The organism is Halorubrum miltondacostae, assembly GCF_041379815.1.
Lineage (GTDB): Archaea > Halobacteriota > Halobacteria > Halobacteriales > Haloferacaceae > Halorubrum > Halorubrum miltondacostae.
Genome location: NZ_JBEDNY010000003.1, coordinates 577,805 through 593,210, shown reverse-complemented (window position 1 = coordinate 593,210; position 15,406 = coordinate 577,805). Strand labels below are relative to the sequence as shown.

General features: G+C 69.4%; 17 protein-coding genes, 1 tRNA gene and 1 pseudogene. 8 read left to right on the top strand and 11 right to left on the bottom strand.

The genetic code is table 11. From position 1 onward, the window contains the following. Positions 1-600 (bottom strand): annotated as a pseudogene (locus ABNG04_RS12140) (hypothetical protein); the annotation flags it as partial. 135 nt (positions 601-735) lie between these two features. Continuing rightward, on the bottom strand, positions 736-2,211 hold the full coding sequence (gene proS, locus ABNG04_RS12135; RefSeq protein ID WP_371162671.1) for a proline--tRNA ligase: 1,476 nt from the start codon (positions 2,209-2,211) through the stop codon (positions 736-738). A gap of 434 nt (positions 2,212-2,645) precedes the next feature. Here proS and ABNG04_RS12130 point away from each other — a divergent pair, with 434 nt between their 5' ends. Continuing rightward, positions 2,646-3,245, top strand: coding sequence for an NUDIX hydrolase (locus ABNG04_RS12130; protein ID WP_371162670.1), 600 nt, complete (start codon positions 2,646-2,648; stop codon positions 3,243-3,245). Positions 3,246-3,276: 31 nt separating this feature from the next. Here the strand turns inward: ABNG04_RS12130 and ABNG04_RS12125 are convergent, their stop codons facing one another. Continuing rightward, complete coding sequence (locus ABNG04_RS12125; protein ID WP_371162669.1) at positions 3,277-3,738, bottom strand: DUF371 domain-containing protein; 462 nt, start codon at positions 3,736-3,738, stop codon at positions 3,277-3,279. 57 nt (positions 3,739-3,795) lie between these two features. Continuing rightward, the gene (locus ABNG04_RS12120; protein WP_371162668.1) at positions 3,796-4,626 is read right to left on the bottom strand and encodes an amidohydrolase family protein; all 831 of its coding nucleotides are present in this window, start codon (positions 4,624-4,626) and stop codon (positions 3,796-3,798) included. 130 nt (positions 4,627-4,756) lie between these two features. Here ABNG04_RS12120 and ABNG04_RS12115 point away from each other — a divergent pair, with 130 nt between their 5' ends. After that, entirely contained in the window at positions 4,757-5,224 is a 468-nt protein-coding gene (locus ABNG04_RS12115; protein ID WP_371162667.1) for a GNAT family N-acetyltransferase, read from the top strand. Between the two features lie 35 nt (positions 5,225-5,259). On the opposite strand, the gene ABNG04_RS12110 is transcribed toward ABNG04_RS12115, so the two are convergent. Both ABNG04_RS12110 and ABNG04_RS12105 read right to left on the bottom strand, forming a co-directional pair. Then, complete coding sequence (locus tag ABNG04_RS12110; protein WP_371162666.1) at positions 5,260-6,447, bottom strand: redox-regulated ATPase YchF; 1,188 nt, start codon at positions 6,445-6,447, stop codon at positions 5,260-5,262. An 82-nt stretch (positions 6,448-6,529) separates the two neighbouring features. Next, the gene (locus tag ABNG04_RS12105) at positions 6,530-7,639 is read right to left on the bottom strand and encodes an OBG GTPase family GTP-binding protein (protein ID WP_371162665.1); all 1,110 of its coding nucleotides are present in this window, start codon (positions 7,637-7,639) and stop codon (positions 6,530-6,532) included. 178 nt (positions 7,640-7,817) lie between these two features. Here ABNG04_RS12105 and ABNG04_RS12100 point away from each other — a divergent pair, with 178 nt between their 5' ends. Together ABNG04_RS12100 and ABNG04_RS12095 are read left to right on the top strand one after the other, a co-directional pair. After that, a complete protein-coding gene (locus tag ABNG04_RS12100; RefSeq protein ID WP_297884751.1) occupies positions 7,818-8,018 on the top strand; it encodes a VNG_1110C family protein in 201 nt (66 codons plus the stop codon). A gap of 137 nt (positions 8,019-8,155) precedes the next feature. Then, on the top strand, positions 8,156-9,178 hold the full coding sequence (locus ABNG04_RS12095; RefSeq protein WP_371162664.1) for an NADP-dependent oxidoreductase: 1,023 nt from the start codon (positions 8,156-8,158) through the stop codon (positions 9,176-9,178). A gap of 17 nt (positions 9,179-9,195) precedes the next feature. Here ABNG04_RS12095 and ABNG04_RS12090 read toward each other — a convergent pair whose 3' ends face one another. Next, positions 9,196-9,531: a hypothetical protein gene (locus ABNG04_RS12090; protein WP_371162663.1), complete on the bottom strand. Its 336-nt coding sequence runs from the start codon at positions 9,529-9,531 to the stop codon at positions 9,196-9,198. Between the two features lie 49 nt (positions 9,532-9,580). Beyond that, complete coding sequence (locus ABNG04_RS12085) at positions 9,581-10,375, bottom strand: helix-turn-helix transcriptional regulator (protein ID WP_371162662.1); 795 nt, start codon at positions 10,373-10,375, stop codon at positions 9,581-9,583. A 210-nt stretch (positions 10,376-10,585) separates the two neighbouring features. On the opposite strand from ABNG04_RS12085, the gene ABNG04_RS12080 reads away from it, so the two are divergent. The 3 genes from ABNG04_RS12080 (at position 10,586) to ABNG04_RS12070 (ending at position 12,861) form a co-directional block, all read left to right on the top strand. Next, positions 10,586-11,530, top strand: coding sequence for a DMT family transporter (locus tag ABNG04_RS12080; RefSeq protein WP_371162661.1), 945 nt, complete (start codon positions 10,586-10,588; stop codon positions 11,528-11,530). 83 nt (positions 11,531-11,613) lie between these two features. Further along, positions 11,614-12,516: a hypothetical protein gene (locus tag ABNG04_RS12075; protein WP_371162660.1), complete on the top strand. Its 903-nt coding sequence runs from the start codon at positions 11,614-11,616 to the stop codon at positions 12,514-12,516. A gap of 186 nt (positions 12,517-12,702) precedes the next feature. After that, positions 12,703-12,861, top strand: coding sequence for a hypothetical protein (locus ABNG04_RS12070; protein WP_371162659.1), 159 nt, complete (start codon positions 12,703-12,705; stop codon positions 12,859-12,861). A 360-nt stretch (positions 12,862-13,221) separates the two neighbouring features. Here the strand turns inward: ABNG04_RS12070 and ABNG04_RS12065 are convergent. From ABNG04_RS12065 to ABNG04_RS12055, 3 genes are all read right to left on the bottom strand, one after another. Further along, positions 13,222-13,306 (bottom strand) — tRNA-Leu (locus ABNG04_RS12065). Positions 13,307-13,390: 84 nt separating this feature from the next. Next, the gene (locus ABNG04_RS12060) at positions 13,391-14,110 is read right to left on the bottom strand and encodes an SDR family NAD(P)-dependent oxidoreductase (protein WP_371162658.1); all 720 of its coding nucleotides are present in this window, start codon (positions 14,108-14,110) and stop codon (positions 13,391-13,393) included. 71 nt (positions 14,111-14,181) lie between these two features. Then, positions 14,182-14,883 (bottom strand): endonuclease III domain-containing protein, encoded by a 702-nt coding sequence (locus tag ABNG04_RS12055; protein WP_371162657.1) that lies wholly within the window; start codon positions 14,881-14,883, stop codon positions 14,182-14,184. 167 nt (positions 14,884-15,050) lie between these two features. Between ABNG04_RS12055 and ABNG04_RS12050 the strand changes: the two genes are divergently transcribed. Further along, on the top strand, positions 15,051-15,359 hold the full coding sequence (locus ABNG04_RS12050) for a cyclin family protein (RefSeq protein ID WP_371162656.1): 309 nt from the start codon (positions 15,051-15,053) through the stop codon (positions 15,357-15,359). Positions 15,360-15,406: the final 47 nt, after the last annotated feature.

The window sequence follows — 15,406 nt, the reverse complement described above, 5'->3', positions numbered from 1 at the left end:
CTCGCCGGCCACGCCGCGAGAGAGGGCGGCGACCTCGGGACCGCTGAGCTCGTTCGCGCGTTCCCGCAGCGTCGCCAGTCGCTCGCCGTCGACGCCCGTCTCGTTCCGGACGGCGGTGGGGAGCTCCGCGGCGACGTTCGCGCTCCGGTTCAGCCCCCGTGAGAGCGTCTCGATCCGGGCGGTGGTCGTCGCCATCCGCGCGGCGTACGCGCCCTGGCTCAGCTCTCCGGCCTCGCGGCGCTCGCGGAGCTCCTCCTGTCGCCGCTCCAGCTCTGCGAGCCGCTCTTCGGTCCGGTTCACCCGGTCCGCGACGACGGCGGCGCGGCTCTCGTTGGTCTCCGACTCCCGGAGCGCGACCTCGAAGGCGCGCGACTCGACCTCGCCTTCGATCTCCGCGCCCTGAACCCCGACGACCCCGGCGAAGCGCTCGCCGGGCGCGAGGTCGGTCGTCGCGTTCTCGGCGCCGCCCGAGTCCGCGCCGCTCCCGTTACCCGGTTCGGTCTGTGCCGTCACCACGCCCGCCGGCGCAGCGGCCGCGGCCCCGACGATCAGGACAGCGGCGACGGCCGCGACGACGAAGCCCGCAATCCAGCGGTTCATTACCTGCCCGTACGCGCTCCGATCCTATATACCCGAAACTCCGTTAAGCCGGATCAACGCGGTTTAATCGCCGGACTCAACGGGGGTGGGCGAATTCCGGAGAAACGGCGACGACCGCGGGTCGCCCTCGCGGCGTCAGTACGTCTTCGCGAAGTACGCCGTTCGCTCGGCGGTCTCGTCGCACATCGCGCACGTCTCGTCGTGGTCACCGTCGGCGAGCGGGTCCTCGTCGTCGAAGGGGACCATCACAATCTCGGCGGCCAGCGGCTCCTTGATCGGCTCCTCGCAGGCCTCGTCGCCGCACCACGGCGCATTCACGTAGCCGCCGTGCTGGCCGAGCGTCCCGAGGATCTCGGCGCGGTCGTCGGCCTCGCGCACGCCGTCGTCGAGGGTCTCCTCGGCGGTCGCGTACAGCTTGGCGTAGATCTCGTCGAACTGTTCGCGGACGGTCTCGGCGACGCCCTCGCGGTCGACCTCGACGCTCTCCCCGTCGGGCCGGTGGACCAGCGTGAGTTCCGCGTCGTCGACCTCGTGGGGGCCGATCTCGATCCGGAGCGGGATCCCGTTCAGCTCGTGTTCGTTGAACTTGAACCCGGGGTTGCGCTCGTCGCGGTCGTCGAGTTCGACACGGACGCCGGCGTCTTCGAGGTCGTCGGCCACGCCCTTGGCGTACTCGAGGACGTCCGCCTTCGTGTCCTCCTGCCAGATGGGGACGACGACGACCTGCGTGGGCGCGACCGTGTGGGGCAAGACGAGCCCTTGCTCGTCGGAGTGGGTCATGATCAGCGCGCCCAGCGCGCGCCACGAGAGTCCCCACGAGGTGGTGTGAGCGGTCCGCTCCTCCTCGTCCTCGTCGGAGTAGGTGATGTCGAACGCCTCGGCGAACGACTGGCCGAGGTGGTGGGAGGTGCCGGCCTGGACCGACTTCCCGTCGGGCATCAGCGCCTCGACGGTCGTCGTCGTGTCCGCGCCGGGGAACTTGTCGTGGTCCGGCTTCTGGCCCTTCAACACGGGCATCGCCAGCAGGTCGTCGTAGACGGACTCGTACTGGTCGAGGCGCGTCAGCGTCTCTTCCCACGCGTCCTCGCGCGTCGCGTGCGCGGTGTGGCCCTCCTGCCAGAGGAACTCTTTCGTACGGAAGAACGGCTTCGTCTCGGTCGCCTCCCAGCGCACGACCGAGCACCACTGGTTCACGCGCAGCGGGAGGTCGCGGTGGCTCCGCACCCACTGCGAGATGTACGGCGTGATGATCGACTCCGAGGTGGGCCGGACCGCGAGCCGCTCTTCGAGCTCCTTGTTACCCGCTTCGTCGACCCACGCCACCTCGGGGTCGAACCCCTCAACGATGTCCTTCTCCCGTTCGAGGTACGACTCGGGGATGAACAGCGGGAAGTAGGCGTTCTGGACCCCAGTGTCCTTGAACTTCGTGTCGAGGAACCCCTGGAGCCGCTCCCAGACCGCGTACGCCCGCGGGCGGGTGACGATGAACCCGCTCATCCCGTCCGGCCCGTAGTCGGCCAGCCCGGCCTTCCGTACGACCTCGGCGTACCACTCGCCCGTGTTGTGCGTCTTTGACTCGGTGATCCCGAGCTCCTGGTCGTCGTCGCTCATTACTCTCGAAAGCGGGTGTCGCGGGCTTAAAAGGTCCGAACCCGACCGCCGCGCCGCGCTCGTCGGACGCGACGCGACCAGCTGCCGGGCACGGACCGACCCGCCCGGTAAGGAGTCATTGCCGGTCTAAAACGGGCGAAAATGGCTCGAAGCCGAATCCAGCGTCGCCCCAGTATTTGTCCCTGCCCGCCCTCGCCGCGCCTATGTCACAGGCGACTCGGATCCTGCTGCTCCCGGCCGCCATCGTCGGCCTCTCGGCGCTCGTCGGGACGGTCATCGGGCGGGCCGCGCCGGTGTGAGCGGTCGCCCCGGCGTGAGCGACCGTCCCGCCGCCCCCGCCGAGTCGCCGCCGGCGACGGTACTGTCACACGTTCACGTCCCGCGCGACTGGAACCCACGGAAACGTTAACCGCCTCGCGTCGCCTACTTCGAGTATGGACCTGTCGGGGCTGCGCCGCCACGCGCCGCAGTCGCTCGCCGGGCGTCGAGAGGCGGCGGTGCTCGCGCCGGTGATCGCGCGCGACGGCGACGCGCACCTCCTGTTCACCAAGCGCGCCGCACACCTCGGCGAGCACCCCGGACAGATGAGCTTCCCCGGTGGCGGCCGCGAACCGATCGACCGGACGCTGACGGACACCGCGCTGCGCGAGGCCGACGAGGAGGTCGGGATGCGGTCGTCGGAGGTCGACGTGATCGGGCGGCTCGACGACACGCGCACCTCGTCGCAGTACGCGGTGCGCCCGTTCGTCGGCGTCGCGCCCGACCGCGAGTACGTCCCCGACGAGTCGGAGGTCGCGGAGGTGGCGGTGCTCTCGGTCGACGCGCTCACCGACCCCGCGAACTACGAGTCCGAGCGCCGCGTCGACCACCCGGACTACGGCGACCACCGCGTTCACTTCTTCCACGTCGACGGCTACACCGTCTGGGGCGTGACGGGTCGGATGGTCGTCCAACTGCTGGAGCGGACGACCGACTGGCGCGCACCCGCCGAACCCGACCGCGTGGTCGGGGCGGACGCCGAGCTCCCGATCTAGCTACTCGCGGACGAACCGATCCCCGGCCGCGTCACTCCGCCGGCTCGACTTCGAGCCGCAGCGTGAGGTCAGCCCCGTCGGCCAGCGCGGCGACGATGTCACGGTCGAGGTCGCCGGCGGCGCCGTCGCCGCCGACGAGGATCGTCCGCTCGTCGTCGGTGTAGCCGCTCGTGCGGCCGACCATCGAGCGGTCGTCGAGCAGGGCGAGCTCCGGGTCACCTCGCCCGGTGATCGTCTCCGTGAGCGTCTCGTCGCCAGCGTCGACGGTGAGCGTCGCCTCGATCGTCGCGTCCGCGTCGCGGCACGCCTCGCGGAACGCGGTCGAAAAGTCGCGCGGCGTCCGGTCGGCCTCGACGCCGACGATACAGTTGCCGGCGGGCGTGAGCCAGTCGTCGGTCGTGAGTTCGAACGTGCTCGCGTGCTCGGCGGTGACGTTCTCGTGGCCGGTCGCGCGGACGACTTCGACGTGGGGGTCGTCGGGCTCGTCGCTCATCGTCTGCGGTCGGCCCCGGCGCGACAAGTGGCCGTCGCTTCGGATCCGCGCGCCGCCTCAGACGTCCGCTCCCTCGGCAAGCGCGGGAACGAGACGAGCGGGGTTCTTCGCGAGCACGCGGCGCATCAGGTCCTCGGAGACGTCGAGGGTGAGCACCTCCATGACGCCGACGTTCGGGTGGACGTCGGGCGCGCCGGAGCCGAAGAGCACCCGGTCGGGGTGTTCCAACACGCCGCGTTCGAGCACCTCGCGGTACCGGACCGCGCTCGTGTCGACGTACGCGCGGTCGTGCTCGTCGAGGAGGTCGAGCGTCTCGTTCATCATGTCGGCGTCCAGCGGATAGCCGCCGAAGCTTCCGAGGACGACCGGGAGGTCGTAGCCGAGCAGCTCCGTCTCGACCGCCTCGGGCGGGAACTCATGCCCGGCGTGGACGAAGAGGGGGAGGTCCGCGGCCGCCAGGCGCTCCAGCACGTCCTCGTTCGGCAGTCCGTCGACGTGGGGCGCCAGCGTGAAGCCGTGGAAGCGGTCGTCGTAGGAGTACTGCTCGACGTCGTCCGGCCGGGTGTGGTGGTCGTCGCGCTCGGCGCGGAGATTCCGCACCGCCGACACGGGGCCGGTTCCCGGGTCGCGGGGGCCGTTGAGCCGCGCGAACGCGACGAACGGGCGGTCGATCGACAGGCGCGCGACGGCGTTGTTCGCGCGGAGGTAGCTCCGGCCGGCGGCGCGCTGCCCGGGGCTCGCGACCGCGCGGACGATCCCCGCCTGGAGCATCTCGCGTTCCAGCCGCTCCGGCGAGATGTCCCGCCCGTGGGTGGCGACCGACGACTCGTCGGGGTCGAGGGTCGCGCGGGTGTCGACGATCCGGAAGTCGTGTTCGAGCCCGAGCATGACCGGTCTCTATCCATCCGTCTCGGGCGACCCGCATGTGCCTGTCGGTCGCACGGCGGGGGCGACTGCGGGACGCGACGTCGTCGCACACCGAGGGAAGGCTGAAGTCACCCCGCCACGCCGGGCCGACATGGAACTCGTCGAAGCCGACGAGGGCGACCTCGACGCGCTCGTCGACAGGTGGTACGACCTCGCGACGGCGATGGAGGAGTACTCGCCGCTGAACGAGATACGCTACGCGGACGCGGCGGCGGTCCCGGACGACGGCTTCCGCGCGCACCTCGACGACCCGTCGGTGACCGACTACCTCGTCGTCGTCGACGGCGAGACGGCCGGATTCGTCACCGTCGAGACGGGCACCCGCCCCTCCCGGGAGCGGGGCCGATACCTCGATATCGTGAACCTCGAGGTCGATGAGGAACACCGCGACCGAGGGTACGGCACGGCGGTCGTCGAGCGCGTGGCGGCGATGGCCCGCGAGGCGGACCGCGACTACCTCACGGTCTCGTGCGAGTGGGAAAACGAGGGCGCGCGGCGGTTCTACCGCGACGCGGGCTTCGAGCCGAAGCAGGTGACGTACGCGCGGTCGCTGGAGTAAAGGGCACGAGTCCAGGGGGCCCGTCCCGCCCCCGGTCAGGGCCCGGCGGTCGAGACGATCTTCACCACGTCGCCCTCGGTCAGCTCGTGGTCCTCGCCGATCCGGCGCGAGGCCCGGGCGTCGACGGCGTGGAGGTAGCCGTCGCCGATGTCGGAGTGTACTGCGTACGCGAGGTCCCGGGGGGTCGCCCCCGCGGACAGCAGGAACGCGTCCGGGAGGACGTTGCCGGTGCCGTCCGTCCACTTGCCGGCGTCCTGGACCGGGTAGGCCGTGATCCGGTCGAGCAGGTCGTAGACGGCCGCGTTCAGCGCCGACTGGACGCCCGTGCCCTCGTGAGCCGCCATCGACTCGCCGAGGACGTCGAGGCCGGCGCGCTGGTCGTCGGAGACGTCGCCGACGATCTCGAACGACTCGTCGCCCGGGTCGTAGTCGACGACGCCGGCGTCGGCGGCGCGCCGTAAGGCGAGTTCGCCGTCGGCGGTCGCCGGGATCACCGGCTTGTCGGTCCCCTCGCGGATGCGGTCGACCGCGTCGTCGGGGGCCGCGTCGACCTTGTTCGCGACGACGACGATGGGCTTGGTGCGCCGGCGGACCGCCCGGGCGAGCGCCTCGCGGTCGTCGTCGCTCCACGCCTTCGGGTCGTCGGGGTACTCCAGGCCGCGCAGCACCGCGGTCACGTCGTACTCGGTCGCGCCGAACCCGGTGAGCATGTCCGAGAGCGCGGCGTCGAGGTCGAAGTCCGGCGAGCGCGACTTCCGCTCGACGCTCTCCCAGTTGCGGTCGACGATGCCGGCGAGCCACAGGTCCATCTCCTCCTCGATGAAGTCCACGTCGTCGCGGGGGTCGTGGCTCCCGACCTCGACGGGCTCGCCCTCGGCGTTCGTGGCCCCCGAGGCGTCGACGACGTTGAGGACGACGTCCGCGTTCGTCAGCTCGTCGAGGAACTGGTTGCCGAGCCCCTTGCCCTCGTGTGCGCCGGGGACCAGTCCCGCCACGTCGAGGAGTTCGATCGGGACGTAGCGTTTCCCGTCATGGCAGTTCTCGTTTCCGCAGCGCTCGTCGCGGTCGAGACACGGGCAGCGCGTGCGGACGTGGGTCACTCCGCGGTTGGCGTCGATTGTCGTGAACGGGTAGTTCGCGACGTCGACGTCGGCCATCGTGGCGGCGGTGTAGAAGGTGGACTTGCCGGCGTTCGGCTTGCCCGCGAGCGCGACCGTGAGCATACCCGACGGTCGCGGCCCCGCGAAAAGCGCCTTTCGGTCGGACGCGGCGACGAGACCGAGATTCGGCCCGGTGTCCGAGCGGTCACTTCCGCGCGACGATTCGGAGCACGTCCTCGTCGGCGAGCTCGTGGCCCTTCCCGACCTGCTGGTCGTCGTGTTTGGCGCTCTCGCCCGAGACGCGCGCGAATTTAAATCGCTCGTCGAACTCGCCGCCGATCTTCGTACAGGCGTCGCCCACGGTGTCCCCCTCGAACAGGATGAGGGGCTCCTCGTAGTCGACGCCGCGCCCCGGCTTGTCCATGTAGATGCGGATGACGCCCAGCTCCTCCCAGAGCCGCTCTTTGAGCCCGTCGAGACCGAGCTCCTTCTCGGCCGAGATGAAGAGCACGTCCTCGGGGTTCAGGTCGCGCTCGCGCAGCTCCTCTTTCACGGTCGGGAGGTAGCTCTTGTCGATGAGGTCCGCCTTGTTCACCGTCACCATCGAGGGGAGGTACTCGCGGTTGTCCATCACGGCGTCGACAAGCTCGTCGATCGTGAGGTCGTGGGGGATGGTGACCTTCGCGTTGACGTAGCCGTACTCGCGGAGGACTTGCTTGATCGTGTCCTCCGCTAAGCTCACGTCGTCGCTCATCGTCACGCCGAGCCCGTCTTTGTGCGTCTTCCGGATGTTGATGTTCGGCGGCTCGGTGTCGAGGCGGATGTTCGTCGCGTACAGCTCCTCGCGGAGCCGGTCGTACTGCTCGATCTCGAACACCGAGAGCATGAACACGACCAGGTCCGCGGTCCGCACGACCGAGAGGACCTCTTTCCCGCCGCCGCGCCCGCCGGCCGCGCCCTCGATCAGCCCCGGCACGTCGAGGATCTGGATGTTCGCGCCGCGGTACTGCAGCATGCCCGGGTTGACGTCGAGCGTCGTGAACTCGTAGGAGCCGACCTCGCTGTCGGCGTTGGTGAGCGCGTTGATGAGGGTCGACTTGCCGACGCTCGGGAACCCGACAAGCGCCACCGTGGCATCGCCGTGCTTCTCGACCGCGTAGCCGTGGCCGCCGCCGGCGGAGGACTGGTTCTCTAGTTTCTCCTTCTTCTCCGCGAGCTTCGCCTTCAGCCGCCCGATGTGCGCCTCGGTGGACTTGTTGTATGGCGTCTCGGCGATCTCCTCGCGGAGGTCTTCGATCTCCTCCTCCAGTCCCATTACCCGTCTCTCGGCCGGTCGGCTCGTTAAAGTTGTTCCTTCGAACCGCCGGTCCGACTGCGGCGACCGAGCGCCCGTCGGCCGACTGCGAATCGGCGACTCTCCGCCGCGAGAGTGGTTGGTGCGCCGATACTTCGACACGGTTATATCGGCGACGAATAATGGCTACGCACGCCGAATGCCAGATCCGTCGAGCCTCCGAGACAGCACGCAAATTGTCCTCCCGCACCACGCGCTCGACGGGCACCGAGAGTGCCTCGAGGACCGGTTCACCGTCACCGTCGTCGAGACGGCGGAACAGTACCGGATCATCGGGAGCCCGGTCGAGATCAAAGCCGCGAGCGACTACCTCACCCGCAACGGCGTCGCCGTCGCGTAACGCCGTTCGCTGCCCGCTTTTCGACGCGCGCCCGTCGCTGTCTCAGTTCCGATCCCCCACGCGGGCCGCGACTTTCGAATCCCCACGGCGGCTGCTGGGGTCCAAACCCTATTGCGTTCCATGCGCCAACCGGGACCGTGACGAACACCAACCGCGAGTGGCTTCTCGCCGAGCGGCCGAGCGGGGAGCCCGACGCCAACAGCTTCGAACTGCGCGAGACGGACGTTCCCATCCCCGCACCGGGCGAACTCCTCATCCGCACCCTGTTCCTCTCCGTCGACCCGTACATGCGCGGCCGGATGCGCGACGCCGAGTCGTACGCCGAGCCGTGGGACGTCGGCGACGCGCTCAAGGGCGGCGTCGTCGGCGAGGTGGTCGAGAGTCAGAGCGACGCGTACGACGCGGGCGACCTCGTGACCGGCGAGGGCCGCTGGGCCGACTACGCGACGCTCGACGCCGACGACGTCGCCCCGGTCGACCCCAGCGTCGCCGACCCCGAGGCGTACCTCGGCGTCCTCGGCATGCCCGGGCGGACCGCTTACTTCGGCCTGCTCGAAGTCGGCGAGCCGAAGCCCGGCGACACGGTCGTCGTCTCCGGCGCGGCGGGCGCGGTCGGCTCCGTCGTCGGCCAGATCGCGAAGCGCAACGGCTGCCGCGTGGTCGGCTTCGCCGGCAGCGACGAGAAGACCGCGTGGCTCACCGACGACCTCGGCTTCGACGCCGCGATCAACTACAAGACGACTGACGACTACCGCGCCGCGCTCGACGAGGCCGCGCCCGACGGCGTCGACATCTACTTCGACAACGTCGGCGGGCCGATCACCGACGCGGTGTTCACGCGTCTGAACCTCGACGCGCGAGTCGCGGTCTGCGGGCAGATCGCCCATTACAACGACGAGTCGGTCCCGACCGGCCCGCGGAAGCTCCCGCAGATCATTCCCGTGCGAGCCAAAATCGAGGGACTGCTCGTCGGCGACTTCGCGACCCGATTCGGCGAGGCGAGCGAGCGCCTCGGGCAGTGGGTCACGAGCGGCGACCTCGAACACCGCGAGACCGTCGTGGAAGGATTGGAGAATGCCCCCGACGCGTTCCTCGGGCTGTTCTCGGGCGACAACATCGGTAAACAGGTGGTGCGGGTGTCCGGTCCGGACGACACATAGCCACCGAACCGATCCCGTCAGAGGCGGTCGAGGGCCTCGTCCAAGTCGAACTGCTCCGTCGACTCGCTGAATTCTTTCTCCTCCCCGTCGCGCTCCGACGCCGGGGGCACCAGCCGCACGAGCTCGTCGTCGATCGACTCCGCGGTCACGGTGGCCTCGAACCGCTCGCGCTCGCTCGCCGGTCCCTCGAAGGGTTCGACGCGCTCGACGCCCTCCACCGAACACGTCACCGCGAGACACACCGCCTCGCGGAGCCGGTCGGTTGTCGCCCACCCCGCCGGCGGGACGCGGGGCAGTTCGCGGTCCCTGAACTGCCACGTTTCGATGATCACTTCCGCGTCGCGAGAAGACATTGACAGGCGTACGTGGACCGCGGACAAGTGGGTTTTGCCCGGAACAGACTCACTCCTCGAACGCCGTCGGATCGAATGGATCGGCCGCCTCCCAGTACCCTGAGAACGTCTCGTCGGCCCACTCGCGGACCGCCGGGTCGTCGGTGTGGAGCGACGCCCGGAGGATTCCGCCCTCGTCCCGGACGAGGAGGTAGACAGTGCCGTCGGCGACGGTGACCGCGAGCGGGAGCGGCTCGCGGCGGACGCGGATCTCCGCGTCGTCGTTTTCGGCCAGCGTCCGCAACTGTTTCCAGAGAGCGTCGTCGCCCGCGAGCGCCTCGATGGCGTCGGTCGAGAGGACAGCCTCGAACCTCTGTCTCCCCTCGGCCACCTGGTCTCGGGCGGTCGCGAGGCTCTGCTCGTTGAGCGTGTGCGAGAACGCGCGCAGCGTCGTCGCGCCCTCCATCGCGTCGAGCACGCGCTGGAGCGGCGCGCTCGGCCGCGTGCGGCTCGGCACCGTCACGGTCGCGTCGGCGAGCCGCCGGAGGTCGAACCCGAGCTCGGCCGTCGGGAGGAACGCCACGACGTCGCGCAGCTTGGCCTCCGTCTCGAGGACGGAGACGAGCTCCTCGACCCCGTCCGCCACCAGCTCGCCGGTCGCGGTGGCGACGTACTCGCTCCCCTCGCGGGCGACCCACGACCGCTCCGCGAAGTCCTCGAGGATCCGCCCCAGCGTCGCCTGCGACGCGCCGGTCGCGGCCGCGAGGTCCCGCCGCGTGCGCGGCGCCGACGCCAGCAGCTGTAGCACCTCGACGCGGTTCGTCGAGCGGGCGAGAAACTCGATCTCCTCGAGCGGGGCCTCCATACGGGATCCAGCGGCCACCGGAATAAACCGGCTTCGCTCGCCTGCTGCGTTTCACGGCGTGCGCGATCGGCACGGCGTGTGGCGCGTTTCTCCGCGTGGAATATTTTCCGGAATCCGTTATGAGCGTCCGACTGTTACATAGAATCGTGGCGAGAAACTCGTTCCAAGCCGACCGTTCGTCCGAAACCGTAGCCGGGGTGTCGCGGTAACGTGTTCACCCGACGCACCGGCGCGCTGCTTCTCGTCTCGGCGGTCCTCTTCGGCGGTACCTTCGTCGCCGCGAAGGCCGGACTGGCCCACCTCCCGCCGCTGTTCTTCGTCGCCGTCCGGTTCGACATCGGCGCGGTGGTCCTCGCGGCGTTCGCGGCGACGCGGCTCTCCCGGGCGGAGCTGCGCCCGCGGACCCGCGGGGACGTCGTCGGCATCGTCGCGACCGGCGTGCTCGTCATCGGACTGACGAACGCGCTGCTGTTCGTCGGCCAGCAGTACGTGACGAGCGGCGTCGCCGCCGTCGTCTTCAGCCTGAACCCGATCCTGACCCCGGTGTTCGCCGCGGTCCTGCTCAGCCAGGACAGGCTCTCGGCCCGCGGCTTCGCCGGCATGGCCCTCGGGCTGTTCGGCGTCGCGCTCGTCGCCGACCCCGACCCCGCGGCGCTCCTCGGCGGCGGCGTCGGCGTCCCGCTACTGTTCGTGGCCGCCGTGACGAGCGCGCTCGGCGCGGTGCTGATCCGCCGCGTGGACGCGACGCTGTCGAGCACGGCCCGCACCGTCTGGGGCGTCCCGCTGGCCGCCGTCCTCACGCACGCGATGAGCCTCGGCGCCGGGGAGTCCGTCTCCGGGCTGTCGGTGCCGCCCGTCGCGGTCGCGGCGCTGCTGTACGTCGGCGTCTTCTCCGGGGCGATCGCGTACCTCGCGTACTTCGCGCTGATCGACGAGACCGACGCGACGCGCGCGAACCTCCTGTTCTACTTCGTCCCCGTCGTCTCCGCGGTCGGCGGCTGGGCGCTGCTCGGGGAGACGCTCTCGGTACAGTCGCTCGCCGGCTTCGGCGTCATTTTCGTCGGGTTCCTCCTCGTCAGCGGGCTCTCCGGGACGCCGTCCCGGCTACTCCGCCGGGTGGTCCCGGCTCGGTTCGTCGACGACGGCCCGCTGTGAACCGCGGTCGAATGTCGTAAACGGCGATCGCAGTTCACCGGAAACGACGGCACAGCTATCTCCTCACGGAACGTATCAGTAGTATGAAGAAAGTGCGACTGGTCGCCGTCGCCGTCGTCGGGACCGTCGCCGCGGTCGTCGCCGCGTACGCGATCTTCGCCGGGGCGCTGATCGGGGCCGACGTGGCGACGTACACCGCGGATGGCGTGACCGTGTCGGACCTCGCGTACGAGGACGCGCTGGATGGGGCCGACGCGGCCGGCTACGATGTCGAGCGCGTCAGATCGAGCGGCTTCCACCCCGCGGGGATCGACGAACTCGACGCCGACCTCGGGCCCGAGTACGAGGCGTTCAGGGTCACGTTCGACCACTCGGCGTCGACGCGACTGTGGGCGACGTTCTACGCCGAGGAGGGGGTCACCGTCGTGACGCTGTTCGCTGACGACGCCGGCGCGGACCTCACCGTCGAGGAGCTCCCGCCCGAGGAGTGGCTCGTCGACCGACTCACGCTGCTGTTCGAGATGGACGACGCGACCGCCGCAGCGTACGTCGATGAGTTCGAGACGGCGGTGAGCACGGGCGACCCGACCGAACCCGGCGCGAGCACGCCGAGCGTCGAGGTCGACGAACCGGTCGCCTTCCGGCCCGCCTACGACGAGCTGACGGCGCGCGCGACCGCGGTCGACGCGACCTCCACGCCCGGGTCGGGCTGGCACGAGCGCGTGTACTACGCCGGCGACGAGCGACTCGGCAGCGCCGAGTTCGTCCTCTCCCGCGCGACCGTGACGCACGAGGTCGACGGATACACCTACCGCGTTCACGTCGACTACCACGGCGGCGTGGCGGTCGACGCACAGACGCGCGCGTCCCGAGAGTTCGAGGAGGACGCCGTCCGCGCCGCCTTCCGAGAGATGTTCGAGGCGATGGGGATCCCGCCGGAGACGGCCGACCACGTCCAGTTCTCGCACCGGGGAAGCGTGTGGTGAGCGCCGTCGCTTCGCTCGGTGTAAACTAAAACGGCGTCGGGCCGCCCCCCTCACGAATTGCTTACAGGGATATATCTCCCCATAGACTAATCAACAGACAGAACTTTCGCTCGTGTATGGGCGCCGTAGACGCAGGTCATCACGACTGTCGTCATCTCTATCATCGCGTTGGTGGGGATAGCAGTCATGGGCCGGCTCGTCTCCATCTACTCGTTACCTGACGGTCCACTCCGTCCAAGTGCGATTGCGTTGCTTGATGGCTGGTCCACGGCAATCGTCCTCGGGATCAGTCTCCTCGGTGGCTTCGGCTTCGTGATCATCGCGATGCTCGCGAGTCTCCGATGAACGATCTAGAATTGGGGTGGGAGATTGTCGGGAGCGCTCTAATAGTCCTCATCCTCGTTGTGATATTCTCTGAAGCCGCCGCGTTAGGACTCGCTCCGCAGCCGGGTGAGTAGGGATACCAACTCTGGAAATCGATTACGTCAATCGGCTTCGAAGCGCTCGTCATGTCGGTCGTCAGCGCTGGCGCAGTCGGACTCTATCACATAGAGAAGACTAACTTCTGACGAGGGCCTCGGATCCCCGATTATATTGTATAGCATCATACGTGGGAGGCCGATGGGACAAGTAGAGACCAGCGCCGAAAGTGGAATTGACGAGTTGTTTCTCTGAGATCAGTTTAGTATCCTGCTCGGAGACGAATGCGCGGGACCGGATTCGAACCGGCGGACCCCTACGGGATAGCGTCCTAAGCGCTACGCCTTTGGCCTGGCTCGGCAACCCGCGCGCGATAGTTCATAAACCGGCTACGTAAAAAATACCTGTCGTTACGGGTTCGCCGGGTGCGACCGTCGCGGGGAACGCCGACCGGTCAGAACGACGGCTCGTCCCGCGGGTGTCGCAGGTCAATCTCGCTCGCGTGAACCGTCTCCGGCGTCGTCGCGATATCGTAGATTCGCTCGGCAATCTGGTCGGGGTCCATCCAGCGCTCGTGGTCCGGATACCGGTCGCGGAGCGACGGCTTGTCGATCCAGCCGTCGACGATCAGGTGAACCGCCTGTACGTCGGCCTCTCCGAGCCGCGGGTCGGCGGCGAGAGAGCGGACGAGCCCGCGAGTCCCGTGGCGACTCGCCGCGTAGGCGACGTCCGCGGACGGGCGCCGCGACTGGCCGGAGTTGGTCACGACGACGGTCCCACCGCCGTCGGCGACCATATCGTCGACCGCCTCGCGCACGCAGCGGAACGCGCCGCGCAGACGCGTGTCGAGCGCGTCGCGGAACTCGGCGGGGTCCACGTCTACGATCCCGCCGCCTGCGGAGGGGGACCCGCTGGTGAACACCAAGCGGTCGACCGGGGAAAACGCGTCTCGCACGGTCTCGAAACTCGACGCGACCGCGGTCGGGTCAGCGACGTCGGTCTCGACCGGAAGGGTGGTCCCGGGCGTTTCCGCCTGGATCTCGTCGGCGATCGCCGAGAGGTAGTCGCTCGATCTGGCGAACAACGCGACATCGTCCCCGGCGGCGGCGAACCGGCGGGCCACGGAGGAGCCGAGCCCCGGACCGACTCCCGCGACGACGGTCGTGGGTGCCATACCGGCGCTTCGTCCGGGAGCCGCTAATGGTTTGCTTCGCCCGGCACGATCCGGAGAGGCGGCTCACGGCCTCACTCGCAGAACTCGCAGCCGCAGTACGCCTCGCAGACGGGATTATCGCAGTCCGCGTTGCGGGCCGAGCAGTGTTCTCGACCGTGTCGGATCAGGAGCACGTGGAGCGGGTAGATCAGCTCGTCGGGGACGTGTTCGTCCAAGACGTCGTGGGCGCGCTCGTTCGACGCGGACTCCGGGACCAGCCCGAACCGCTTGGAGACGCGCTCGACGTGGGTGTCGACCGCCATCGTCGGCTTCCCGAAGTGGAAGTTCAACACGACGCTCGCGGTCTTCGGCCCCACGCCTTTGATCTCCGTGAGCCACGCCTTCGCGTCGTCGGTCGCCATCGCGTCGAGGAACGCGAGCGAGTACGCGCCGCCGGTCTCCTCGCGGATCGCGGTCAGCGCGCGCTGGATGCGCGCCGCTTTCTGGTCCGGGAGGCCCGCCACGCGGATCGTCTCCCGCAGCTCCTCGTGGTCGGCGGCCTCGATCGCGGCGAAGTCGTCGTACCGGTCGAATAACGCCTCCGACGCGCGGCGGGTGTTCTCGTCGGCGACGTTCTGCGAGAGGATCGTCGTCACCAGCTGACGGACGCCCTCGCCCGGCTCGGCGGTCGGGTTCGCCCCGTGTTCGGCCACCCGATCGACCGGCTCGTACAGCGCCACGAGGTCGTCGTGGAGCGCCCGGACCCGCGTCTCGTCCCACGTCTGCGTCGACATACGCGCGCTACGTCCGCGGGCGACTTCAGGGCGGCGGCCGCGGCCGGCTCCGCCGGCCGGGTCCGGGCGCTTCCGACGCGGACTGGCCCGGCCGACGGGGCTCTGACTGCCCCGGAACGCCCCGATGGACGCGGTCGTTTATATGCCCGCCTCGACTACGTGACGGTGTGTACCGGGCGAGCGATCGGGTCGACAACGAGACGTGGATCAAGCTGCTCGACGAGGCGTGCGCCGCGCTCGACCTCGACGAGGAGACCCGCTCGACCGCGGTCGACCTCTTCCTCTCCCGCGCGCCCGACGACGATCGCGGCAAGCGCGTCACGGCCGCGGCCAGCCTCTACGCCGCCGGACTGATCCGTGGCGAGGAACGGTCGCAGTCGGCCGTCGCCGACGCGATGGACGTCTCGCGCCTCTCGGTCCAGAAGCGATGGAAGCCCATTCTCGAGGACGCCGGCTTCTCGCCCCCGTCGTGGTGAACGTCGGGACCGAGAAGTCCCACCCTTTCGAGCTTCGATACGCTCGG

Bases quoted from the DNA above. Each gene is read 5' to 3' on its own strand.
- proS (WP_371162671.1), bottom strand. From the start codon at position 2,211: ATGAGCGACGACGACCAGGAGCTCGGGATCACCGAGTCAAAGACGCAC.
- ABNG04_RS12130 (WP_371162670.1), top strand. From the start codon at position 2,646: ATGGACCTGTCGGGGCTGCGCCGCCACGCGCCGCAGTCGCTCGCCGGG.
- ABNG04_RS12125 (WP_371162669.1), bottom strand. From the start codon at position 3,738: ATGAGCGACGAGCCCGACGACCCCCACGTCGAAGTCGTCCGCGCGACC.
- ABNG04_RS12120 (WP_371162668.1), bottom strand. From the start codon at position 4,626: ATGCTCGGGCTCGAACACGACTTCCGGATCGTCGACACCCGCGCGACC.
- ABNG04_RS12115 (WP_371162667.1), top strand. From the start codon at position 4,757: ATGGAACTCGTCGAAGCCGACGAGGGCGACCTCGACGCGCTCGTCGAC.
- ABNG04_RS12110 (WP_371162666.1), bottom strand. From the start codon at position 6,447: ATGCTCACGGTCGCGCTCGCGGGCAAGCCGAACGCCGGCAAGTCCACC.
- ABNG04_RS12105 (WP_371162665.1), bottom strand. From the start codon at position 7,639: ATGGGACTGGAGGAGGAGATCGAAGACCTCCGCGAGGAGATCGCCGAG.
- ABNG04_RS12100 (WP_297884751.1), top strand. From the start codon at position 7,818: ATGCCAGATCCGTCGAGCCTCCGAGACAGCACGCAAATTGTCCTCCCG.
- ABNG04_RS12090 (WP_371162663.1), bottom strand. From the start codon at position 9,531: ATGTCTTCTCGCGACGCGGAAGTGATCATCGAAACGTGGCAGTTCAGG.
- ABNG04_RS12085 (WP_371162662.1), bottom strand. From the start codon at position 10,375: ATGGAGGCCCCGCTCGAGGAGATCGAGTTTCTCGCCCGCTCGACGAAC.
- ABNG04_RS12075 (WP_371162660.1), top strand. From the start codon at position 11,614: ATGAAGAAAGTGCGACTGGTCGCCGTCGCCGTCGTCGGGACCGTCGCC.
- ABNG04_RS12070 (WP_371162659.1), top strand. From the start codon at position 12,703: ATGGGCCGGCTCGTCTCCATCTACTCGTTACCTGACGGTCCACTCCGT.
- ABNG04_RS12060 (WP_371162658.1), bottom strand. From the start codon at position 14,110: ATGGCACCCACGACCGTCGTCGCGGGAGTCGGTCCGGGGCTCGGCTCC.
- ABNG04_RS12055 (WP_371162657.1), bottom strand. From the start codon at position 14,883: ATGTCGACGCAGACGTGGGACGAGACGCGGGTCCGGGCGCTCCACGAC.